General features: G+C 67.7%; 21 protein-coding genes, 1 tRNA gene and 2 pseudogenes. 18 read left to right on the forward strand and 6 right to left on the reverse strand.

Annotated elements, in window-relative coordinates:
- The first annotated feature begins 119 nt into the window (after nucleotides 1-119).
- Nucleotides 120-1,349, forward strand: coding sequence for a type VII secretion-associated serine protease mycosin (mycP, locus tag ACIQM3_RS12275; protein WP_401622670.1), 1,230 nt, complete (start codon nucleotides 120-122; stop codon nucleotides 1,347-1,349).
- Nucleotides 1,350-1,486: 137 nt separating this feature from the next.
- Nucleotides 1,487-2,553: pseudogene (locus ACIQM3_RS12280) on the forward strand (IS630 family transposase).
- An 80-nt stretch (nucleotides 2,554-2,633) separates the two neighbouring features.
- On the opposite strand, the gene ACIQM3_RS12285 reads toward ACIQM3_RS12280, so the two are convergent.
- Complete coding sequence (locus ACIQM3_RS12285; RefSeq protein ID WP_401622673.1) at nucleotides 2,634-3,047, reverse strand: MarR family winged helix-turn-helix transcriptional regulator; 414 nt, start codon at nucleotides 3,045-3,047, stop codon at nucleotides 2,634-2,636.
- Nucleotides 3,048-3,155: 108 nt separating this feature from the next.
- On the opposite strand from ACIQM3_RS12285, the gene ACIQM3_RS12290 reads away from it, so the two are divergent.
- Nucleotides 3,156-4,070 (forward strand): alpha/beta hydrolase, encoded by a 915-nt coding sequence (locus ACIQM3_RS12290; RefSeq protein WP_401622674.1) that lies wholly within the window; start codon nucleotides 3,156-3,158, stop codon nucleotides 4,068-4,070.
- Between the two features lie 35 nt (nucleotides 4,071-4,105).
- Here the strand turns inward: ACIQM3_RS12290 and ACIQM3_RS12295 are convergent, their stop codons facing one another.
- Complete coding sequence (locus ACIQM3_RS12295) at nucleotides 4,106-4,711, reverse strand: TetR/AcrR family transcriptional regulator (RefSeq protein ID WP_401622677.1); 606 nt, start codon at nucleotides 4,709-4,711, stop codon at nucleotides 4,106-4,108.
- Between the two features lie 185 nt (nucleotides 4,712-4,896).
- Between ACIQM3_RS12295 and ACIQM3_RS12300 the strand changes: the two genes are divergently transcribed.
- The 4 genes from ACIQM3_RS12300 to ACIQM3_RS12315 are packed head-to-tail and all read left to right on the forward strand — an operon-like array spanning nucleotide 4,897 to nucleotide 6,868.
- Nucleotides 4,897-6,114, forward strand: a complete 1,218-nt coding sequence (locus ACIQM3_RS12300) for a cytochrome P450 (protein ID WP_401622680.1) — start codon at nucleotides 4,897-4,899, stop codon at nucleotides 6,112-6,114.
- 20 nt (nucleotides 6,115-6,134) lie between these two features.
- The gene (locus ACIQM3_RS12305) at nucleotides 6,135-6,326 is read left to right on the forward strand and encodes a ferredoxin (protein WP_401622683.1); all 192 of its coding nucleotides are present in this window, start codon (nucleotides 6,135-6,137) and stop codon (nucleotides 6,324-6,326) included.
- A gap of 48 nt (nucleotides 6,327-6,374) precedes the next feature.
- Nucleotides 6,375-6,623, forward strand: coding sequence for a Scr1 family TA system antitoxin-like transcriptional regulator (locus tag ACIQM3_RS12310; protein WP_401624315.1), 249 nt, complete (start codon nucleotides 6,375-6,377; stop codon nucleotides 6,621-6,623).
- The gene (locus tag ACIQM3_RS12315) at nucleotides 6,620-6,868 is read left to right on the forward strand and encodes a DUF397 domain-containing protein (RefSeq protein WP_401622686.1); all 249 of its coding nucleotides are present in this window, start codon (nucleotides 6,620-6,622) and stop codon (nucleotides 6,866-6,868) included. Before ACIQM3_RS12310 ends, ACIQM3_RS12315 begins: the two co-directional genes overlap by 4 nt.
- Nucleotides 6,869-6,909: 41 nt before the next feature.
- Here the strand turns inward: ACIQM3_RS12315 and ACIQM3_RS12320 are convergent, their stop codons facing one another.
- A complete protein-coding gene (locus tag ACIQM3_RS12320) occupies nucleotides 6,910-7,467 on the reverse strand; it encodes a hypothetical protein (protein ID WP_401622689.1) in 558 nt (185 codons plus the stop codon).
- A gap of 204 nt (nucleotides 7,468-7,671) precedes the next feature.
- On the opposite strand from ACIQM3_RS12320, the gene ACIQM3_RS12325 reads away from it, so the two are divergent.
- From ACIQM3_RS12325 to ACIQM3_RS12345, 5 genes and pseudogenes are all read left to right on the forward strand, one after another.
- The gene (locus ACIQM3_RS12325) at nucleotides 7,672-8,097 is read left to right on the forward strand and encodes a hypothetical protein (protein WP_401622692.1); all 426 of its coding nucleotides are present in this window, start codon (nucleotides 7,672-7,674) and stop codon (nucleotides 8,095-8,097) included.
- Between the two features lie 13 nt (nucleotides 8,098-8,110).
- The gene (locus ACIQM3_RS12330; protein WP_401622695.1) at nucleotides 8,111-10,465 is read left to right on the forward strand and encodes a hypothetical protein; all 2,355 of its coding nucleotides are present in this window, start codon (nucleotides 8,111-8,113) and stop codon (nucleotides 10,463-10,465) included.
- A 29-nt stretch (nucleotides 10,466-10,494) separates the two neighbouring features.
- Complete coding sequence (locus ACIQM3_RS12335; RefSeq protein ID WP_401622698.1) at nucleotides 10,495-11,166, forward strand: hypothetical protein; 672 nt, start codon at nucleotides 10,495-10,497, stop codon at nucleotides 11,164-11,166.
- Between the two features lie 184 nt (nucleotides 11,167-11,350).
- Nucleotides 11,351-13,699 (forward strand): annotated as a pseudogene (locus tag ACIQM3_RS12340) (hypothetical protein).
- A gap of 74 nt (nucleotides 13,700-13,773) precedes the next feature.
- Entirely contained in the window at nucleotides 13,774-14,421 is a 648-nt protein-coding gene (locus tag ACIQM3_RS12345; protein ID WP_401624317.1) for a hypothetical protein, read from the forward strand.
- Nucleotides 14,422-14,522: 101 nt separating this feature from the next.
- On the opposite strand, the gene ACIQM3_RS12350 is transcribed toward ACIQM3_RS12345, so the two are convergent.
- Nucleotides 14,523-14,597: transfer RNA gene (locus ACIQM3_RS12350), tRNA-Cys, on the reverse strand.
- A gap of 197 nt (nucleotides 14,598-14,794) precedes the next feature.
- Between ACIQM3_RS12350 and ACIQM3_RS12355 the strand changes: the two genes are divergently transcribed.
- The 6 genes from ACIQM3_RS12355 (at nucleotide 14,795) to ACIQM3_RS12380 (ending at nucleotide 20,854) form a co-directional block, all read left to right on the forward strand.
- A complete protein-coding gene (locus ACIQM3_RS12355) occupies nucleotides 14,795-16,261 on the forward strand; it encodes an MFS transporter (RefSeq protein WP_401622701.1) in 1,467 nt (488 codons plus the stop codon).
- A 32-nt stretch (nucleotides 16,262-16,293) separates the two neighbouring features.
- Nucleotides 16,294-16,491 (forward strand): Arc family DNA-binding protein, encoded by a 198-nt coding sequence (locus ACIQM3_RS12360; protein ID WP_073746295.1) that lies wholly within the window; start codon nucleotides 16,294-16,296, stop codon nucleotides 16,489-16,491.
- Nucleotides 16,491-16,859: a type II toxin-antitoxin system death-on-curing family toxin gene (locus ACIQM3_RS12365; RefSeq protein WP_401622705.1), complete on the forward strand. Its 369-nt coding sequence runs from the start codon at nucleotides 16,491-16,493 to the stop codon at nucleotides 16,857-16,859. The genes ACIQM3_RS12360 and ACIQM3_RS12365 overlap by 1 nt, the downstream gene beginning before the upstream one ends.
- Before the next feature lie 137 nt (nucleotides 16,860-16,996).
- Nucleotides 16,997-18,778, forward strand: a complete 1,782-nt coding sequence (locus ACIQM3_RS12370) for a DEAD/DEAH box helicase (protein ID WP_401622708.1) — start codon at nucleotides 16,997-16,999, stop codon at nucleotides 18,776-18,778.
- Between the two features lie 538 nt (nucleotides 18,779-19,316).
- On the forward strand, nucleotides 19,317-19,958 hold the full coding sequence (locus tag ACIQM3_RS12375; protein ID WP_104786256.1) for an IclR family transcriptional regulator: 642 nt from the start codon (nucleotides 19,317-19,319) through the stop codon (nucleotides 19,956-19,958).
- Between the two features lie 107 nt (nucleotides 19,959-20,065).
- Nucleotides 20,066-20,854, forward strand: coding sequence for a S16 family serine protease (locus ACIQM3_RS12380; protein ID WP_401622712.1), 789 nt, complete (start codon nucleotides 20,066-20,068; stop codon nucleotides 20,852-20,854).
- On the opposite strand, the gene ACIQM3_RS12385 is transcribed toward ACIQM3_RS12380, so the two are convergent.
- Nucleotides 20,784-22,109, reverse strand: a complete 1,326-nt coding sequence (locus ACIQM3_RS12385) for an MFS transporter (protein WP_401624319.1) — start codon at nucleotides 22,107-22,109, stop codon at nucleotides 20,784-20,786. The two genes, ACIQM3_RS12380 and ACIQM3_RS12385, sit on opposite strands and share 71 nt — an antisense overlap.
- Nucleotides 22,106-22,288 carry a hypothetical protein gene (locus ACIQM3_RS12390; RefSeq protein WP_401622715.1) on the reverse strand — a complete coding sequence of 61 codons (183 nt, stop codon included), beginning with the start codon at nucleotides 22,286-22,288 and terminating at the stop codon, nucleotides 22,106-22,108. The genes ACIQM3_RS12385 and ACIQM3_RS12390 overlap by 4 nt, the downstream gene beginning before the upstream one ends.
- Nucleotides 22,289-22,297 lie beyond the last annotated feature (9 nt).

Consider the following 22,297-nt stretch of genomic DNA (forward strand, 5'->3'; position numbering starts at 1 on the left):
TGCACAGAGGCCGGGCAAGGGCCGTTGTTTCGGCGGCGCTTGGAGCGCTGCTGGTGGCTGTTACGGCAGGGACTGCTCAGGCGGAGTCGGTCCGTTCGAATCAGTGGCATCTGACAGCGATGAAGGCCGAGGAGATGTGGCGCAGCAGCACCGGGAAGGGCATCACGGTTGCTGTGATCGATTCGGGGATCGACACGTCAAATCCGGATCTGCAAGGGCAGATCCTCAAGGGGAAGGACTTCGCTCCGGGTGAGTCCGGCGATGAGCACTCCGACTACGACGGTCACGGCACGGGCATGGCTGCCCTGATCGCAGGAACAGGTGACAGTCGTGGCGGAGACGGTGCATTCGGACTGGCTCCCGGTGTGAAGATCCTTCCTGTCCGAGTCCCGGACAAGGCCCCCAACCTTGCAGCAGACATTGAACAGTTCAACGCCACAGTTCCTGCGGCCATCCGGTATTCCGCCGACCAGGGCGCCCAGGTCATCAATATCTCGCGGGGCACGAGCGAGGGTTCACGACAGTTGTCGGACTCGGTGAAGTACGCACTCAGCAAGGGATCATTGGTCTTTGTGGCAGTGGGTAACGATGCCAAGAGCACCAATAGTGTCAAGTACCCGGGAGCGACTCCCGGGGCCGTAGGCGTGGCGGCCATCGGCAAGGACCTGCAGAGGACAGAGGAATCTCAGTTCGGCCCCCAGGTAGACCTCTCCGCGCCGGGCGAGGAGATGATCCACGCCTGCAAGAGCGAGACAGGCCTCTGCACCTCGCACGGCACCAGTGACGCAACAGCCCTCGCTTCCGCCTCCGCCGCACTCATCTGGTCCAAGTACCCGGACTGGACCAACAACCAGGTGCTGCGGGTGCTGCTGAACACGGCCGGTGGCCCCACGACCGGCGAGGAGCGTGTGGACGACATCGGTTACGGCATCGTCCGCCCCCGGATCGCCCTGGAGACGCCCGGCGACCCGGGCCCCGCCGACGAGTACCCGCTCCCGGATCTCGCGGCGGCCGAGTCCCCGGAGCCCTCCGCCGAGCCGTCCAAGGCCACGGGCGGCTCCGAGAAGAGCGACAAGCCGGCCGCCGCAGCACCGGCCATCGACGACAGCGGCAACACCGCCCTCTGGATCGGCCTTGGCATCGGCGCAGCAGCCCTCATCGGAGTCGCCGCAGCCGTCCTGGTCGTCCGCTCCCGCCGCCGAAGCGCAACCCCGGCCGCCCCGCAGTCGTACCAGCCCCCGTACCCGCACCAGCAGCAGTCCCAGCCTCCGTACCCGCAGTACGGCCCCCCGCCCGGTGGTCCTGGTTCCAACGCGCCGTACGGAGGCCCTCCGGGCCCGACCGCCTGACGCCCGCAGGGGCACCAGGCGATAGCACACAGGGTGATGATGCGTTGCTAGTGCTGTGACCGGGAAGGTTCACCGGGGTGGTGATGGCGGCGGTTGGATGTGCGGTGTCGTCCGTTGATCCAGCCGTTGGGGGCGTGGTGGCCGAACCTGTCCGTGTGCGCAGGTTGACCGACCACGAGGGGCAGAAGCTGCAGCAGATCGTGCGCCGCGGCAGCACCAACTCGGTGCGCTACCGGCGCGCGATGATGCTGCTGGCCTCGGCCGGCGGGAACCGGGTAGCGGTGATCGCCCAGCTGGTGCAGGCCGACGAGGGCACTGTCCGGAGCGTGATCCACCGGTTCAATGAGATCGGCTTGGCGTGCTTGGACCCTCGGTGGGCGAGAGGTCGTCCCCGCTTGCTCAGTCCTGACGACGAGGACTTCGTGGTCCAGACGGCCACCACCCGCCCGGCCAAGCTCGGCCAGCCGCGTCATATGCATCGGCCGCGAGGCATTACATTGCCTGCTCGCCCGCCGCGGTATCACCTTCCAGCGCACCAAGACCTGGAATGAGTCACCGGACCTCGAGCGCGACGCCAAGCTCGACCGCATCGAGCATGTCCTGGACCGCTTCCCGGACCGGGTGTTCGCGTTCGATGAGTTCGGGCCCCTGGGCATCCGCCCGACCGCCGGGTCGTGCTGGGCCGAGCAAGGCCGACCCGAGCGGCATCCCGCGACGTCCCACCGCACCCACGGGGTGCGCTACTTCCACGGCTGCTACTCGATCGGCGACGACACCCTCTGGGGCGCTAACCGCCGCAAGAAGGGCGCCGCGAACACCCTGGCTGCGCTGAAGTCGATCCGTACCGCCCGGCCCGACGGCGCCCCGATCTACGTGATTCTGGACAACCTGTCCACCCACACGGGCAGCGACATCGGCCGATGGGCGAAGAAGAACAAGGTCGAGTTGTGCTTCATCCCGACCTACGCTTCGTGGGCCAACCCCATCGAGGCGCGCTTCGGACCGCTTCGCCGGTTCACCATCGCGAACTCGCACTACCCCCAACCACACTGTGCAGACACGGGCCCTGCACGCCTACCTCCGCTGGTGCAACGTCAACGCCCGCCACCGCGATGTCCTGGCCGCCGAACGCAAGGAGCGCGCCCGCATCCGCAGCGAGAAAGGGATCCGCTGGGGCAGACGCCCCCTCGCCACCGCAGCCTGAACGATCCCACGAATTTACGCGGTCACAGCACTGGCGAGCAGGGGTTCACCGGGCAGGCGAACCGCTCGTGAGCATGGAACTCATGCGGGCGAGAGCATCTCCTGAAGGATGCGCTGCAGCTCGGTGCGGTCCCGCGGAGTGATCCTCGCCAGCCTGCGGTCGTACTCCGCCGCGAGGGCTGCAAGTGCACGATCCCGCGCCTCTGTGCCCTCAGCGGTTAGTACGAGCCGGTGACGCCGCAGGTCCGCGTCGTCGATCTCGCGCCGGATGAACCCCTTGGCGACGAGGTTGCGGACGTAGACCGTCACGCTCGCTTTGGGGAGCAGCAGTGCCGTCGCGATCTCGGCCGGGTACGGCGAGGCTTCCACCTCGGCCAGGACGAAGAATTCCTTCGTCTCCAGTCCGAGCTCGGCCAGCTCCTGCGTGCAGGCGTCCATTACGACGCTCAGCAGCCGCTGATTCAGCGTCCACAGATGCGCCCCGTCGACCGTCATGCGACTCCCCTTCCCGAGTAGTACAGTTCTATATTAGTCTCAAATTGTACCAATAAACGTTTCGTACTGGGCATCTATGGAACAACAATCTCTCGAAGGGGCCCACCCATGCTTCGGCACATCACGATCCCGCGCGGACCGATCGAACTCGCCGCCGACCTCCACCTGCCCGACAACGCCGACAGGACCGCGCCGCTGCGCGCCGTGGTGCTCTCCACACCCGGTAGCAGCGTGAAAGAGCAGATCGGCGCGAACTACGCGTCCCGCCTCGCCGCCCGCGGCATCGCGGCACTCGTCTTCGACCCCGCTCACCAAGGGCAGAGCACAGGCGAACCCCGCGACCTCGAAGACCCCTACCGCCGCGGCGAGGACATCTCCTACGCCATCGACGCGCTCACCACGACCCCCGGCATCGACCCGCAGCGTATCGGCGTCCTCGGCATCTGCGCCGGCGGCGGCTACGCCGTGCACACCGCCCGCACCGACCACCGCATCAAAGCCGTCGGAACCGTCGTCCCCGTCAACGTCGGCACCTCGTTCCGCAGCTTCCAGCCCGACAGTCCGGCCGCCGCACTCGACGCCCTTGCCGACGCGCGCATCGAAGAAGCCCGATCCGGCGAGATGACCCGGGTGAACTGGCTGCCCGGCAACCTGGGGGACGCCACAACAGCGGGCCTGACCGACATCGACACCACCCAGGCGATCATCTACTACCGCACCGAGCGCGGCGGCGACAAGCACTCCACCAACCGCCGCCTCTCGCGCAGCGACTCCCTCCTGCTGGGCTACGACGCCTTCCACCTCATCGACCAGCTCATGACCCAGCCACTGCAGGTCATCCTCGCCGGACGCATCGGCAACACCGGCTCCTACGACACCGGGATGCAGCTGTGGAAACTGGCCCCCAACCCGGTCGACCTCATGATGATCGACGGCGCCGGCCACTACGAGATGTACGACGAGCCCGAATACGTCGACGCCGCCGTCGAAAGGCTCACCAACTTCTACGTCAACAACCTGTAAGGCATCTAACCCGGCGAACCTATGCGGTCACAGCACTAGATGTCTCCGGCCGTCCCGTTCGGTTCCTGGCCCGAGCCGGTGTTCTGTAGGGCCCCCGGCGGCGCGAGGAGCAGCGGGAGGTAGACGTCGTCGACGATGTCGGTGATGACACCCTCCGGGATCGGCGCCCCGTGGAGGAAGTAGTGGTTGCGGAGCAGGTCGACCGCCACGGGGGCACGCCGTGAGGCGGGAATCCACGGCTCGATCTCGCCACGTGCGACGGCGCGCAGCAGAACACCCTGGATCGGCCCCGGGCCCGCGGTGTGCACTCGTTCGCGGACCAGTTGGGCGAGCTCGGGGTCGTGCATGGCTTCGGCCAGCAGCCCGCGGAGGATGTCGCCATGCGATGTTGCCAGGTTCGCGCAGAGCTGACGTAGTGCGGCGATCACGTCGGTACGTAGAGCGCCGGTGTCGGGCATGTCGACGGCGGAGAGGCGATGGACGGTGCAGGCTTCGACGACGAGTTCGGCACGGCTGGGCCATCGGCGGTACAGGGCGGCTTTGCCCGTGCGGGCCCGCGCGGCCACGCGCTCCATCGTCAGTCCCGCGTAGCCGACCTCGGCGAGTTCCTCGAGGGCCGCCGCCAGGATGGCGTTCTTCAATTCCTCGCCTCGGCGGCGAGGGTTTCTTCGATGGTCGCCGTCCATCCGGTCCGGCGCGTCCCCGTTTGGTGGAGGCATGACTCCCAGCCATTTGTCGAGCACCCGTTGCAAGTGCTGAGTGGGTCACCCTAGCCTCGCATTAGAGAACTGACCGTTCTTTAAGCGTCGAGAGCATCGAGGGACTGATGACCGAGATCATTGAGACGCCGCCATCAGGTGCGCCCGCCTTCCCCAGCGACCGCACCTGCCCCTACCGCCTCCCCGATCAGTACAACGACCTCCGGACACGCGAAGGGTCGCTGCAGCGCGTGACCCTCTACGACGGTCGTCAGGCATGGCTGGTGACCGGGTACGACACGGCCCGGAAGCTGCTGGCCGATCCCCGGCTCTCCTCCGACCGGAGGCACGTCGACTTCCCGGCAACCTCGGGGCGAGTGGAGAGCTTCCGCGACCGCCGCCCCGCCTTCATCGGCTTGGATCCGCCGGAGCACGGGCCGAAGCGGCGCATGACCATCAGCGACTTCACAGTCCGGCGCATCAAGGGGATGCGGGCCGACGTCGAGCAGATCGTGCACGGCTTTCTGGACCGGATGATCGCCTCCGGCCCGCCGGCCGACCTCGTCAGCCAGTTCGCGCTGCCCGTGCCGTCCATGGTGATTTGCCAACTGCTCGGCGTGCCCTATGCCGACCACGACTTCTTCCAGGACGCGTCCCAGCGGCTGATCCAGTCGCCGGACGCGGCGGGGACGCGCGCCGCTCGGGATGACCTGGAGGGCTACCTGGGCGGCCTGGCAGACACCCTGCGAGGCAACCCGGGGCCGGGTTTGCTGAGCACCCTCGTCACGGAGCAGTTGGAGAAGGGCACGATCGACCGGGAGGAGTTGGTGTCGACCGCGATCCTCTTGTTGGTCGCGGGTCACGAGACCACAGCGTCGATGACATCGCTGAGCGTCATCACCCTGCTCGAACACCCCGACCAGTACGCCGCATTGCGTGCCGACCCGTCACTGGTGCCAGGCGCGGTAGAGGAACTGCTGCGCCTTCTGGCGATCGCCGACATCGCCGGGGGGCGTATCGCGACGGCCGACATCGAGATCGACGGGCAGTGCATCCGGGCCGGTGAGGGCGTCATCGTCACCAACTCCATCGCCAACCGGGACAGTTCGATCTTCGTAGACCCGGACGTCTTCGACGTACGACGCGAGGCGCGCCACCACCTGGCGTTCGGCTATGGCGTGCATCAGTGCCTCGGTCAGAACCTGGCCCGCCTCGAACTGGAGGTTGTTCTCACGGCGCTGCTCGAACGGCTGCCTGGCCTGCGGCTGGCGGTGCCGGTTGACCGGTTGGACCTGCGTCCGGGGACGACGATCCAGGGTGTCAACGAACTTCCGGTCGCCTGGTGACCGCGGCGGAGGGAGCAGCTATGCGTGTGACAGTCGTCCGGGAGGTCTGTGTGGGAGCCGGGATGTGCGCGTTGACAGCACCAGAGGTGTTTGATCAGGACGACGAGGGCCTGGTGACGGTGCTGGACGCCGAACCTGGCGGCGAGGCACGTACGTTGGCGCGCGAAGCCGGCGTGCTCTGCCCGTCAGGCGCAGTGCGGGTCGTCGAGTAGGTCCCCGCGGCGCCGGATGATGCTCGTGGCCACACCGGCCGAGCTTCGATTGTTCGCGATCGGTCGTCAGCTCCGGCTGGCGGCCGATGCGTCTGCACGCCCTCAGTCCTGATGCGGGTGATGTGTACGGCGGAAGGCCGAAATCTGGTGTACGTGGAGGCGCAGGGCGGCGATAGGTTGATCTCCCGACCGGAGCAGGCGGGCGACATGTTTGACCTTTTCGGCATCCTGCGGGCCCAGGCGCTCAACCCCTGGAAGTCGGCTGAGATCATCGAAACGAAGGTGAGGCGACTATGACCGTCGGGCCGGAGCTCTCCTGGTTCAAGTCCAGCTACAGCGGCAATGAGGGCGGCGCCTGTATCGAAGTCGCCTACGACTGGCACAAGTCCAGCTACAGCGGTGACAAGAGTGATGCCTGCGTCGAGGTCAACGCCTGCCCCCACACCGTCCACGTCCGCGACTCCAAGGTCGCCGATGGTCCTGCCTTCGCCGTCGCCCCCGGCGCCTGGACCGCATTCCTGGCGGGTGCGGTCACAGGCTGACCGCACCCGCGGGTCGTCGCAACACCGGCCCGCCAGGACGCTCAGCAGGCGCCGTCGTCGACGGTGGCGGTCAGATCGTACTCAGGGATGGAGTTGCTGCCGCCGTCCGCTCCCGGGACGAAGACGCCGCCCTCTGCGGACTTCTCCTCCGTCACGTGCATGCAGACAGTGGTGCTTGCGCCGCCCCCGGATATCTCGTAGTCATGCCCGTCTCCGGCGCGCTCCACGGAGACGCGGTACATGGGCCCCTGGCCCTCGCCGGCCCTCATGACGTCTGCCTTGATCAGTGCGGCATAGCCATCCGTCGGATCGCGGCGGATCTGCGTGTCGCCGGCCATGGACTCGGCCGCGTCCTCGGCCGCTTCCCGTACCTCGTCCGTGTTCCAGGAACCCTCGTCGATGCTGCTCTGGACCTGGCAGCCACCGAAGGCGAACACCCCGGCGACCCCGAACGCGGCGACCCGCCCCAGCGCGAGAGCAGCGTCCGACGGTTGCCGCGGAGCGTGCGGCCGGGCCCGCCAGTACAGCCGGTACGGGCCGACCAGCGCGATGACGAGGAACGCGGCGGCTATGACGAACAAGAAGACGATGACGGCCATGCAGGGGCTCCCCGTGATCGCGCTGCATTCGCGCCCGGACAAGGGGGCAGATGCTACTCGCCCGAACCGGCACGACCCGGGTCTCGGTCGAGCCCCGGTATTTCGGCAGCTCGTCGCCGGCGAGGCTGAAACCGATACGGTGAGGAGGTCGGTGGCCGCCTGTCTCGGACGAAGCGGTCTGTAGAGACGGACTTGGGGAAATTCGTGAGCTTCGAACAGGAATGGGCCGAACTGCGCGCTGCCGCGGCCACGCGGAGCGCCATGCGGCTCAACAGTGTCCCGGCCGAGGGTGGCGGGGGCAGTTCCGGTGATCTGGTGGTCAATCGGGACGACCTCGGTCGTATCGGAAATGACGCCTATGACCTGCGGACAAAGGTGTCTCGGCAGGGCGACCACGCCCGCGCTGCCACCTTCGAAGCAGCGATCGCGCTGACCAACGGCAATTTCGCGAGTGGTTCGGCGGTGCTCAAGGTGCATGACCGCTGGAACACGCACCTGAAGACGCTGCTGGATTCACTTGCGCATATCTCGAATCATCTGGATTACACCAAGGCCCAGCACTCGAATGACGACGTGAAGATCCAGGGAGATCTGGCGCCGATCTCCGCGCTCTCGAAATACATGAAGTAGGGGGCGCGGGAACATGGGTACGCTCAAGTACGAGGACATAGTCGACGCCCCTGTGGTGAAGCTGAAGACCGCGGTCGACGACTGGTCGAAGATGGCGGGCGATCTGGACAGGCTCGCCACCGAGGCTCGCGACGGGATGCAGGCCAAGGCGGAGAAGGCCGACTGGGACGGCCTCAACGCCGGTGTCACGAAGGCGTTCATCGGCAAGACGGTCAAGGAGGTCGCGGACGCGGCGGCCGAGGCCAAGGGCGTGAAGCAGATCCTCGAAGAGGGTCACACCGCCATCAAGAAGGCCAAGGACGAGCTGATCAGCATCCGTGACCACGACGGGCCTGCGGCCGGGATCAAAGTTGACGGCAACGGCAAGGTCACCGCACGCCATCCGGTGGAGGACATGCCTCCCCAGCAGAAGGCGCACGACCCCGACTACCCCGCACTGGTGCAGCAGCAGAAGGAGAACATCGCCTCCTGGCAGAAGAAGATCGACCTGATCGTCGACAACTGCAACGACACCGACGTGTCCTTCAAGAACTCCCTCGAAGCCAACGTCACCGACCGCAAGGACTTCAACGCCCCGAAGTACACGAAGATGGACCAGGAGGAGGCCGCCCGGGCCGCCGACCTGGCTGCCAAGGGCCGCGACATCACGCACACCGAACTCCAGCAGCTCAACGAGCTGCTGGCGGACAACAGCAAGTCCGTGGAGTTCTCGAAGAACTTCTACGAGAAGCTCGGCCCGGAGAAGTCCCTCGCGTTCTTCGGCCAGCTCTCCACGGACACGTACGAATACGGCAAGCTCGACAAGGAGCGGCTCAAGGACGTCCAGGAGCTCCAGAAGAACCTGGGCCTCAACCTGGCCACCGCCTCCCACGACAAGGCGTTCTCCGACGAGTGGGGCCCCGAGCTCCGCAAGATGGGCACGGAACGCGTCCCGCTGGCCAAGTACGACTCCAACGGGCCGTTCGGCTACCAGCTGCTCGGCGGCATCATGCGGTACGGGAACTACGACAAGGCGTTCCTCAACCCGATCGCCGAGCACGTGGCGCAGCTGCACCAGAAGGACCCGTACATGTTCGCCGACAACAAGATGGTGAACAGTCCCTTCAAGAACCCGTTCAACCCGTCCGGTGTGAACGGGGCCGGCTACGACCCGGCGACGGCCATGCTGGAAGCGCTCGGCAACAGTCCGGACGCGGCGAAGCACTTCTTCAACGACCCGCCGACCGCGTACAACGAGGACGGTACGGTCAACCACGGTGCCACGGCCGATCTCGGCAAGAACGGCGACGATCCGATCAAGAACTACCTCGACTTCTTCGGGAACGAGAAGTGGGAGTCCTTCCCGGACGTCAACTCGCTTGACGAGAACGAGCTCAAGAACTCCCTCAACCAGATGCCCGACGCGTTGGGGCACGCCCTTGAGTCGGCCACGCTCGGCTACCCGGCGGGGCACCCGGACGAGGGCGTGGTGCGGGACGCCGACAACGCGGCAGTCATGCAGCAGGTCATGGAGAAGTACGGGGCGGACGCCGGCCTGCTCAAGGAGCAGGAGGCGATGTCCGACAGCCTGGGCACGATGGGCGCCGGCTACATCGACGACATCAACTGGGCGCTGGAGAAGAACGACCCGAACAGCCCCTTCGCCCCCGGTAAGAACCCGGAAGGGCACCTCGACTTCGCGGACACGGAGGACAGGAACGGCCGCAGCATCGCTCGCGGCTTCCTCAGCACCCTCGGCCAGCACCCGGACGCCTACGCGACCGTGTCGGCCGCGGAGCAGGTGTACAGCCGCAGCGTGCTGGAAGGGCAGGTGGGCCCCGACGGAAAGATCGACCAGGGTGCTGCCAGGGCGACCGTGCATGTGGGCGCCGAGGTGCAGGGCATGCTCGACCAGTCCAGGGCCGACCAGGTGGAGGCGACGAACCTCAAGACCCACGAGGACTACGAGAAGGCTGTCGCCAAGCGGGCGGGCTGGATCGAGTTCGGGGCCGCCGCGGGTGTGGCGGCGGGAGTCGCCTTCCTGCCCGCGACCGCGGCCGTGGGCACAGCCGCGGTCCTCATCCCGCTGGCGACCGACACTGCCAGTGGCGCTCTGGAGCAGGGCATCGGACAGATGGTCGGTGACATCTCCGACAACTCGGTGGACGAGCACAAGGAGAAGGTGGAGGAGCTCACCCGGGAGGAGAAGACCAAGGTCTACTCCTCTGGAGAGAGCCTGGCCGAGTCCCCGATGGAGGAGTTCATGAGGCAGAACGGCGTGGCCTCCGACAGCGAGTTCGGGCAGGACCTGAAGGAATCCATGAGGGTCGGTTACTCGACGGGCAACGACCGTGAGAACCAGCAGGGCAACGACCCGGAGACCGGCTGAGGCCGGTGGCCGGCCGAGGACACAGAAGGATGAAGATGGTGATCAGTCGTAGGGCCGTGCGCGGGGGATTCCTCGGCGTGGCCATGGCCGGCTCCCTGATTCTCGGAGGCACCGGCTGCGGGGGAGGGGACGACGAGGCCGCGAAGGACACCGACACGGCCGTGGCGGGGACACAGCTCTGCGGCGGCGGTGCCGTGTCCGCCGACGCGGCCGACGCCCTGAAGGTGATCACGGGTTCCTCGCGGTTCGAGGCGTCGGGCGCGAAGTCCACAGTCGCGAACGCCGCAGGGGAGCTGAGTGAGGGGTTCACGTCCTCCACCACCGGCGACGGGGACGTCTGCCGTATCTACGCTCCGGACGACGAGCTCCGGATCACCTGGCAGCTGTCCGGCAGCAGCGCGACGGACGATCCCGCCTCGAAGTTCACCGTGCTGAAGATGGGTGAGCGGGCCCTGACCGCGACGGACGGCGCGTACCTCCGGTTCGCCTGCCGGAGCGGAAAGCTGCCCGGCTCGGAACCGGCCCATATCGACATCGGCGTGGAGCGGGGCGGCATGCCCACGGAACCCGAGGGCGACCCCGATGCGCTGAAGGACGCCTACGCGACCGTGGCCCACTCCTTCTCTCTGGCCATGGCGAAGGAGCTGGGCTGCGAGAACGACGGAGGGTTGGAGGCCATGCCTTCACTGGACCCCGCGTGACCCGGTGCCCCTGGACACGGCAAGCCGTCGTTGCCAGAAATCGCTGACAGCCTTTGCGTTCTTCACATCGGTAGATCCGGTACTCGATGTGCATAGCCGCTGGAGCACGGACACGAAAAGGAAGTAGCCGGGGAGTGCAGAAGTGAAGTCGGAATTGAAGTACGCGGATATTGTCGATGCCCCTGTGGGGAAGCTGAAGACCGCGGTCGATGACTGGTCGAAGATGGCGGACGATCTGGAGAGGCTCGCCGTCGAGGCCCGTGACGGAATGAAGGCCAAGGCGGACAAGGCGGACTGGGGCGGCCTCAACGCAGGTGTCACCAAAGCGTTCATCGGCAAGACGGTGAAGGAGGTCGCGGACGCGGCGGCCGAGGCCAAGGGCGTGAAGTTGCTCCTGGAAGAGGGGCATGCGGCCATCAAGAAGGCCAAGGAAGACTTGATCAGCATCCGAGACCACGAAGCGCCGGCGGTCGGCTTGCATGTGAATGCCACAGGCAAGGTAAGTGTCCGGAACCCGGTGGAAGACATCCCTTTCGAGCAGCGTCACAATGACCCCGACTACCCAGAGCTCGTGCGGCGGGAGAAGGCGGCCCTCGTAGCTTGGTAGGCGAAGATCGACTTCATTGTCGACAACTGCAACGACACTGATGTGTCCTTCAAGAACTCTCTTGAGGCCAACGTCACCGACCGCAAGGACTTCAGCGCGCCGAAGTACTCGAAGATGGACCAGGAGGAGGCGGCCCGGGCCGCCGACCTGGCTGCCAAGGGTCGGGACATCACGCACACCGAACTCCAGTCGCTCAACGAGCTGCTGAAGGAAAACAGCAAGTCGATTGATTTTTCCAAGAACTTCTACGAGAAGCTCGGCCCCGAAAAAAAGTCGCTCGCGTTCTTCGGGCAGGTCTCGGAGACCACATACCCGTACGGGCAGGTCGACAAGGAGCGCCTCAAGGACGTCCGAGCGCTCCAGAAGAATCTGGGTCTCAACCTGGCCACAGCTTCGCAGGACAAGGCATTTACTGCCGAGTGGGGGCCAGAGATGCGCAAGCTGGGCACGGAGCGCATCCCAATGGCAAAGAATGACTACGGTGGGCCATTCGGGTACCAGCTGCTCGGCGGCATCATGCGGTACGGGAACTACGACGCGAAGTTCCTGAATCCGATTGCCGAACACGTTGCGCAGTTGCACCAGAAAGACCCGGACATGTTCGCCGAAAACAAGGTGGCTAACGCCCGCAATAACCCTTTCAATCCTTCAGGTGTGAACGGGGCCGGCTACGACCCGACCGTCTCCATGTTGGAGGCTCTCGGCAATAGTCCGGACGCGGCGAAGCACTTCTTCGCTGACGACCCGACTGCGTACAACGAAGACGGAACGATCAACCATGGGGCCACGGCCGACCTTGGAAAGAAGGACGGCGAGGCGATCGGTAACTACCTTGATTTCTTCGGGAACAAGAAGTGGGACAACTTCGCGGACGTCAACACAAACGGCTCGGACGAACTCAAGGATTCTCGAGGCTACATGCCTGATGCCCTGGGCCACGCCTTGGAAGCGGCGACCCTCGGCTACCCGGTCGGCGCCCCGGACGCGGGCGCGGTGCGGGTCGCGGACAATGTCGCTGTCATGGAACAGGTCATGCAGAAGTACGGCGAGGACGCCAAACTGCTCGAGGACCCCCGCGAGGGGATGGCCGACAGCCTGGGCGTCATGGGCGCCGGCTACATCGACGACATCAACTGGGCGCTGGACAAAAATGGGGATGACAGCGTCTTCGCCCCGGGGAGAAACCTCGACGGGCATATGGCTTTTTCCGACACCGAGGATGGCAACGGCCGGGGCATTGCAAGGAAGTTCCTGAGCGTTCTGGGCCACCATCCGGACGCCTACGCTTCGGTGAGTGCTGCCGAACAGCTGTATACGGGCAGCGTGTTGGAGGCGCAGGTGAATGCCGACGGCAGCATCGATACGGGGGATGTCCGAAGGGCAGTGAGGATCGGATCCGGCGTACAGGGCATCCTGGACCAGTCTCGTGCGGATCAGATCGAGGCGACAAACCTCAAGTCCCACGAGGATTTCGAGAAGGCGGCAGAAAAGCGCGCCGGATGGGTGGAATTCGGCAGCACTGCAGCACTCGGCGCCGGAGTGGCGACAGCCGCGTTCTTCCTGCCTGCCGCGCCGGTCATCGGCGCTGGGGCGCTCCTAGTGCCTATTTTCACCGACACAGCGACAGGAGCCGTCGAGCAGGTCATGGGAGATGTGCTGGGAGGCATGGGCGAGAAGGTGATCGATGAGAACAAGGAGGAGATGGACGACCTCACCGACGTCGAAAAGATGGCCGTGTACACCGCTGGAGAGGCGTACACGGAGACACCGGTCGACGATTTCCTTTCGCGCCATGAGGAAGCGATTGGGAGGTTGGACGCAGGGACTAAGGGCTCGTTGGAGGAGGACCTGCATCTATCCAGGATCACGGGCTACCACGACGGGAACCTTCGTGCGCGGGTCCAGGGCACCGGTCCCGAGGCCTGATCCGTGCCCACGCCTGCCGTCGTGGCGGGGGCGGAAGAAACCGAATGCGAGTCAAGGAAAGCGGGTGTGCGAGGGTGCGGCGGTTGCTGACGGCTGTGGGAGTGGTTTTGGTCCTGGGCGCCGGGAGCGTGGCATGCGCCTCTGGCGAGGAGGAGCACGCGCAGTTCGTCGGGGCCGATGAGGTGTGCGGCGGTCTGTTCGCCGGTCCGACGGCGACGATGCTCGAAAAGGTTACGGGGGAGAAGGTCTTCAACTGGGCGAACGAAAATGGCATGGAAAAGGTGGTGGCGGCCCTCAAAGAAGGCTATGCGTCCGGCCGTTCGTGGGCCGGGGGAGCGACCCTGTGTGAACCCGACCCGAAAGGTGGGGGTCTGGGTGACGAGGCTGGCATCTCGTTCTCCATGTACGCCCCGCAGGATGCGGAGGACGAGAGGCTCCCGTCCGGCGGCGATCTGTACACCATGGGTGTGCAGTCTTCGGTCAGGCGGGGTGGTGCATCGCTCTACTTTGAATGCGCGAGTCCGCAGTTGGAAGGTTCGGACAAGACGCCGCTCCGGATCCAGGGCGGTTTCGGGCGTGGGAAGAGCGACGCGCCTGATACGCGTGAGTACCGCAATATGAACATGACCATCCTCCACGCCATGGCGCTCAAGCTGGTGAAGGAACTCGACTGCCAGAACAACGGCGGTCTCCCGAAGACCCCCGTACTTACGCCGAAGTAGCGTTCCCGGAGCTCCCGACCGCGGGGGACTCCACGACGACATACGGAAAGCGGCCGCCCCCGCGCCATGGGGGCGGCCGTTCCCTTTCGGGTTCTCCCGCGTGGAGGCCGTGACCGGATTCGAACCGGTGTAACTCGAGTTGCAGTCGAGCCCCTGAACCTCTCGGGCACACGGCCGTGCGTTTGTTGATCTGCTGTCGACCGTACGGGCCCGCCGGGGCCGGGCCAAGGGCTCCGGGCGGGCCGCAACGTGAATGCCATGCCGCGTTCATGTTCGGGGCCCTGGCGAGGCGTTGGTCCTACGGCCAATGGACCACCCGGATTCCGCCCACCGACAGGGGTCACCGGGGGTGGTGGCCCTTACTCTGGGGCTCATGACTGCCCTGGAACCCAGTGACGCCGAGGTCACCGCCGCCATAGTCGAGACCTCCGTCGCCGATCCGGCGGAAGGCATCCTCGGGCGGACCTACCGGGCACTCAGCATCGGCATCGTCTCCGTCGTCCTGCTCATTGCCTTCGAGGCGACCGCCGTGGGTACGGCGATGCCGGTCGCGGCCCGTGAGCTGCAGGGCATCCCGCTCTACGCGTTCGCCTTCTCCGCGTACTTCACCACCAGCCTCTTCGCCATGGTGCTCTCCGGGCAGTGGGCCGACCGGCGCGGGCCGCTCGCCCCGCTCGCCACCGGGATCGGTGCCTTCGGGGCGGGGCTGCTGCTCTCCGGGACCGCGGCGAACATGTGGACGTTCATCCTGGGACGGGCCGTCCAGGGCATCGGCGGCGGGCTCGTCATCGTCGCGCTGTACGTCGTCATCGGGCGGGCCTACCCGGAGCGGATCCGGCCGGGCATCATGGCCGGCTTCTCGGCGGCCTGGATCGTGCCGTCCGTCGTCGGTCCGCTGGCCTCCGGGACCGTGACCGAGCACCTCGGGTGGCGCTGGGTCTTCGTCGGTATCCCGGTCCTCATCCTTCTGCCGCTGGGCCTCGCGCTGCCCGCGATCCGGCGGATGGCGGGTGGTGCCGCGGACGCGAAGGCCGCGGCGGAGCCCTTCGACCGGCGCCGCATCCGGCTCGCGCTCGGGATCTCGGCGGGCGCCGGGCTGCTCCAGTACGCGGGGCAGGAGCTGCGGTGGGCCTCTCTGGTCCCGGCGCTTGCCGGTGCCGCGCTGCTCGTCCCCGCCGTGCGCGGGCTGCTGCCCCGGGGGACCGTGCGGGCGGCCCGGGGACTGCCCGCCGTGATCCTGCTGCGGGGTATATCGGCCGGCTCGTTCATCGTCGCGGAGTCCTTCGTCCCGCTGATGCTCGTGACCCAGCGCGGCCTCTCCCCGACGCTGGCCGGCCTCTCCCTGGCCGCCGGGGGTCTGACCTGGGCGCTCGGCTCGTACGTCCTGGCCCGGCCCCGGCTGGAGCCCCACCGGGGGGCCCTGATGGTGGTGGGCATGGTGCTCGTGACACTGGCGATCCTCGCCGCGCCCGCTGTGCTGATCGAGGCGGTACCCGTGTGGACCCTGGCCGTGGTCTGGGGCGTCGGGTGCTTCGGCATGGGCATCGTGATCGCGTCGACGAGCGTGCTCCTGCTGAAGCTGTCGGCGCCGCACGAGGCGGGCGCCAACTCGGCCGCCCTCCAGATCTCGGACGGCCTGTCCAACGCGCTGCTGCTCGCCGCCGGTGGTGCCGCCTTCGCCGCGCTCGGCGGCGGCTCGGTGGGTGCGGCCGCCCATGGGGCCGTGGAAAGCGGTACAGCCACGGCGCATCCCGGGGCGTTCACGGTGGTGTTCCTACCGATGGCGGCGGTGGCGCTGGTGGGTGTGTGGGTGGCAACACGGGTGCATACGGACACTTAGCACCGCCTGGTACCACGCGGTACCATTCATCCATGGCTGGTCTGAATCTGAGGTTCACCGAGGAAGAGCTCGACGCCCTACGCGCGCGTGCTGAGGCAGAAGGGCGGAGTATGCAGTCTTTCGCCCACGATGCGGTGATCACCGCCATAAACGAACACTCGCGCCTCTTCAACGAGGCGGCGGATCATGTGCTGAAGGTCAGTGAGGAGCTGAACCGGAGGCTGGCCTGATGCAGTACCTGACCTTGCCCGAGCTGCTGAACCTCGCGGAACGGCTGGGGGCCGCCGAGGTACGTGACTACGGGCTGCTCGACTCGGCACTGGCGCGGCCGCAGGCGAGCGTGTTCGGCCAGGACGCTTACCCGGACGTGTGGCAGAAAGCTGCGGCGCTCATGGAGTCTCTGGCCCGCAATCATGCACTCGTCGACGGCAACAAGCGCATCGCTTGGTACGCGACCTGGGTTTTCCTCCACATGAACGGGCATCCGCTCGACGCGGGCTTCGATGTGGACGAGGGTGAGCGGTTCGTGCTGGACGCGTGCCAAGGAGCGCTGGACATGGCCAAGATCGCGGAGCAGTTGGCCGGCTTCGCCAGGTAGCCGTCTTCTGTGAAGCGGGTCTCAGCACAGCCGAGCCACGGCTGATTCGTACGAGGTCCCGCTCCCCCCGCCGGTAGGGTGGCCCGGTTGTCGTATCGGCAGCCGCCCACGTACCCGAGAGACCTGAACCGGAGACCGTGACTACTACCGCCTCCCACCACCTCTCACCCGCCTTTCCCGGCCGCGCCCCCTGGGGGACGGCCGGGAAGCTGCGCGCCTGGCAGCAGGGTGCCATGGAGAGGTACATCCAGGAGCAGCCGCGCGACTTCCTCGCGGTCGCGACCCCCGGCGCCGGAAAGACCACCTTCGCGCTGACCCTCGCCTCATGGCTGCTGCACCACCACGTGGTCCAGCAGATCACCGTCGTTGCACCCACCGAGCACCTCAAGAAGCAGTGGGCGGAGGCCGCCGCCCGCATAGGTATCAAGCTCGACCCGGACTACAGCGCCGGCCCCGTGAGCAAGGAGTACCACGGGGTCGCGATCACGTACGCCGGTGTCGGCGTGCGCCCCATGCTGCACCGCAACCGGTGCGAGCAGCGCAAGACGCTCGTGATCCTCGACGAGATCCACCACGCCGGTGACTCGAAGTCCTGGGGCGAGGCCTGCCAGGAGGCGTTCGACCCCGCTACACGGCGGCTCGCGCTCACGGGTACGCCCTTCCGGTCCGACACCAACCCGATCCCCTTCGTCGCGTACGAGGAGGGCAACGACGGCATCCGCCGCTCCTCGGCCGACTACACCTACGGCTACGGCAACGCCCTCGCCGACGGGGTCGTCCGCCCCGTGATCTTCCTCAGCTACAGCGGCAACATGCGCTGGCGCACCAAGGCCGGGGACGAGATCGCCGCCCGGCTCGGCGAGCCGATGACCAAGGACGCCATCGGGCAGGCCTGGCGCACCGCGCTCTCGCCCACCGGCGATTGGATCCCCAACGTGCTGTCCGCCGCGGACAAGCGGCTCACCGAGGTGCGCAAGGGGATTCCGGACGCGGGCGGGCTCGTCATCGCGACGGACCAGGAATCGGCGCGCGCGTACGCCAAGATCCTGAAGAAGGTGACGGGCGAGTCCCCGGCCGTGGTCCTCTCCGACGAGAAGGCGGCGTCGAAGAAGATCGACAAGTTCAGCGAGGACGAGTCGCGCTGGATGGTCGCGGTGCGCATGGTGTCGGAGGGCGTCGACGTCCCGCGCCTCGCGGTCGGCGTGTACGCCACGACCATCTCGACGCCGCTCTTCTTCGCCCAGGCCGTAGGCCGTTTCGTACGGTCGCGGCGCCGGGGCGAGACCGCCTCCGTCTTCGTGCCGACCATCCCGATGCTCCTCGACTTCGCGAACGAGATGGAGGTCGAGCGCGACCACGTGCTCGACAAGCCCAAGAAGGGCAGCGACGAGGAGAACCCGTTCGCCGAGGAGGACCAGCTCCTCGCCGACGCGGAGAAGCTCGAGGACGAGGAGACCGAGGAACAGCTGCCCTTCGAGGCCCTGGAGTCCGATGCGGTCTTCGACCGGGTGCTGTACGACGGCGCGGAATTCGGCATGCAGGCGCACCCGGGCAGCGAGGAGGAGCAGGACTACCTGGGCATCCCCGGCCTCCTCGAACCCGACCAGGTGCAGCTGCTGCTCCAGAAGCGGCAGACCCGGCAGATCGCGCACAGCAGGCAGAAGCCGGCGGAAGAGGCGGACCTGCTGGAGAAGGCGGCCGAGAACCGGCCCGTGGTCACGCACAAGAAGCTGCTGGAGCTGCGCAAGCAGCTCAACACGATGGTGTCGGCCTACACCCACCAGAGCGGCAAGCCGCACGGGGTGATCCACACCGAGCTGCGGAGGGTGTGCGGCGGCCCGCCCAGCGCGGAGGCGACGGCCGGGCAGATCCAGGACCGGATCAAGAAGGTCCAGGAGTGGGCCACCCGGATGCGGTGATTCCTGCTCCGAAGGCCCCGGCGCACGCGCGGCTTACGCCGCCCGTGTGCCGGGGCCGTGGCGTGATCGGGGCGGGCGGCTACGGCAGCCCGCCCACCCCGCCCGGGCGCCGGCGGGCGGTTCCGCGCGGGGCGCACGCCGTCCCCCGAGGGCGCGTGAGGGTACTGCGGGCGCCGTGGACGGGAATTGTTACGGCATTTATTTCACGGTGAGTTAACAATCGTTCACGCCTCATGTACGCAGCGTTGTCGGGGCGTCACCCGACTTGAACGCGCGTAGATGTTCGCGTTCCGGACGGTCCGCCGCTGACCGGCGGTTATGCCGTGCCGCTCCCGAGGGAGACCGGATTCTGGACGAGGGCTTCCGCTGAGCGGACCCTCTCGCTAATCTCCCCGAAACATGAACGCCCCGTGGCAGTGTGGCCGCGGAGCGCAGCCGGTGCCATGGCCAGTCGGCGGCCTCTCGGTGCGTCGCCGTGGGACCGGCGTCGGCATTCCGGAGAGACAACCGCCCCGCTCACCACGAGGGAGAGGGCGTCGTGACCGCGGAGACTTCTCAGACGCTCGACCGGGGACTGCGTGTCCTCAAACTGCTCGCCGATACCGATCACGGCCTGACCGTCACCGAGTTGTCGAACAAACTCGGCGTCAACCGCACCGTGGTCTACCGACTGCTCGCCACCCTGGAACAGCACGCGCTCGTCCGGCGTGATCTGGGCGGCCGGGCCCGAGTGGGCCTGGGCGTGCTACGCCTGGGCCGTCAGGTGCACCCGCTCGTCAGGGAGGCGGCACTGCCCGCGCTGCGCTCCCTGGCCGAGGACATAGGGGCCACCGCCCACCTCACGCTCGTCGACGGGTCGGACGCGCTCGCGGTCGCCGTGGTCGAGCCGACCTGGACCGACTACCACGTGGCCTACCGGGCCGGCTTCCGGCACGCCCTGGACAGGGGTGCCGCGGGCCGGGCGATCCTCACCGCCCGGCAGAAGACGGTCGACCACCCGGGCTACACCCTCACCCAGGGCGAGCTCGAAGCCGGTGCCTGCGGGGCGGCGGCGCCGCTGGTCGGGGTCTCGGGCGTGGAGGGCAGCGTGGGCGTGGTCATGCTCGCGGACGCCGTACCGGAACGGGTCGGGCCGAGGGTCCTCGACGCGGCTCGTGAGGTCGCGGACGCGCTGCGGTAGAACCGCCCGCTCCAGTGGATCGAGCGACCGCCCCGGTGGATCGAGCGACCGCCCCGGTGGCGCCGGGGCGGTCGGAGCCGGAGGCGAGCGGCGGATAGATTGGGCGGGTGGCCATTCGTCTCTCCCGCCCCCGCCTTCTCGCCCTCTGCGCGCTGCCCGTCCTCGCCCTGTTCGGTACGGCCGCGTTCGCGCCGCTGCCGTTCACCGTGGCGCAGCCCGGCACCACCGCGGACGTCCTCGGGGACGACAAGGGGACACCGGTCATCACGGTCAAGGGCGCGCCGACCCACCCCACCGACGGCAAACTGCTGATGACCACGATCCTCGCGACGTCGCCGACGGCCGACGTCGGCGTCGGGGACGTGGTGGACAGCTGGTTCAGGACGGACCGGGCGGTCATGCCCCGGGACTCCGTCTATCCGACCGGCGACTCCGAGAAGGAGATCGAGCAGCACAACCTCCAGGACATGGAGGAGTCGCAGAACGTCGCCGTCGACGCGGCCCTGAACTACCTGGACATGAAGCCCGGCTCGGTGGACGTCACCCTGCACCTCGCCGATGTCGGCGGTCCGAGCGCGGGCCTGTTCTTCTCCCTCGGCATCATCGACAAGCTCTCCGACAACGGCTCCGGAGGCAACCTGACCGGCGGCCGCACCATCGCCGGTACGGGGACGATCGAGGCCGACGGCACGGTCGGCGCGGTCGGTGGGGTCAGCCTCAAGACGCAGGCCGCCCGGCGGGACGGCGCGACCGTTTTTCTGGTGCCGAAGGCCGAGTGCAAGCAGGCGAAGGCCGAGCGGCCCGACGGGCTGCGGCTGATCTCCGTCACGACGCTGGAGAGCGCGGTGTCCTCGCTACGGGCACTGGACCAGGGGGGCAAGGTTCCGGGCTGCTGACCTGCGGCTCCGGACCCTCCATGGTGCGCCAGGCGGGGAAGACCAGCGGGCTCAGCGTCGCCAGGAAGTACACCCCGCCCATCGCCAGCAGCGCCCCCGTCGCGCCCATCCCCTCGACCAGCAGTCCCGCCGCCAGCCCGCCCACCGGCATGGCGAGCTCACAGCCCGCCGTGAGGGCCCCCGAGACCCGGCTGCGCAGCTCCTCGGGGACGCGTTCGTACGTCACCGTCGTCAGGATCGGGTTGAGCATGCCGCCCGCGATCCCGCCCAACGCCATCGTGACCGCGAGCGGCAGAGTGGTTCCGGTCAGTGCGGCGACCACGAATCTCGGGGCGCCGCACAGCACCACGCACACCGTGAAGACCGTCCGCCGCGAGAAGCGGTGCCCCACCGCCCCGTACAGCAGGGCGCCGGTCAGTCCGCCCGCCCCGAACAGCGCGGTCAGCAACCCCAGATCGGTCGCTCCGCCCAGCTCGCCCTCGGCGTGCACGGGCAGCAGGACGGCGTACCAGCCCTGGTCGGTGCCGTTCATGAACATCACCATGACGACGACGGCGAGCAGCAGCCGGTTGCCCAGCAGATAGGCGTAGCCCTCCCGCAGCTCTGCGCGGTAGGTGCGCAGTGACACGGGGGCAGCGGCCTTGCTCGGCTCGGCCGAGCGGATGCCTCGTACGCCCGCCGCGACCAGCAGGGCGGAGAGCGCGAACGTGGCGGCGTCCAGCAGGAGCACGGTCTCCGCGCCGGCGAAGGCGATCAGCACGCCCGCCAGTGCCGCGCCGACCATGCGGGCGCCGCGCGACACCGCGTCGAAGAGGCTGGCGGCGCGCGCGAGCGTGGTGCCCGCGTGCTCGGCGAGGTCGGGGACCAGGACGTAGCGCGCGGTGTTCCCGGGCGTGTGGGCCAGCCCGTTCAGCGCCATCAGCGCGCACAGCATCCAGAAGTGGAGCGCTCCCGCGTGGTGCAGCAGCGGAACCGTGGCGACGGCGGCGCCGCAGACCGCGTCGGAGGCGACGGAGACCCGGCGCCGGCCGATCCGGTCGATGACGGGGCCGCCGATCAGGGCGGCGACGACGATCGGCAGGGTCGCGCAGAAGGCGACGACACCGGCCCGGCCGGCGCTTCCCGTGGTCTCCAGGACGAACCACGGGACGCCGATGAGGGTGAGTGAAGTGCCCGCAGTGGAGATCGAGTTGGCCGTCAGGACCGCGGCGAGCGGCGCGCGGTCCCGCGTCTGTTTCCCCCCGCCCACCGTCAGGCCGCTCGCGCGGCGCGGGCCGGGGGAGGCGTGCTCTGCGCCAGCCGGAGGCCCAGCTCGACCATGGTCCAGCCCATCCGGTGGCGCAGTCCGGGGCGTACGGGGGAGAACTCCGCCGCCTCACGGTGGAGTTCGGCGGCACGGTAGGTGTGCAGCAGGAAGTGGATGTCGCTGTGCATGACGGTGAT

The sequence above is a fragment of the Streptomyces sp. NPDC091271 genome, from assembly GCF_044757505.1.
Lineage (GTDB): Bacteria > Actinomycetota > Actinomycetes > Streptomycetales > Streptomycetaceae > Streptomyces.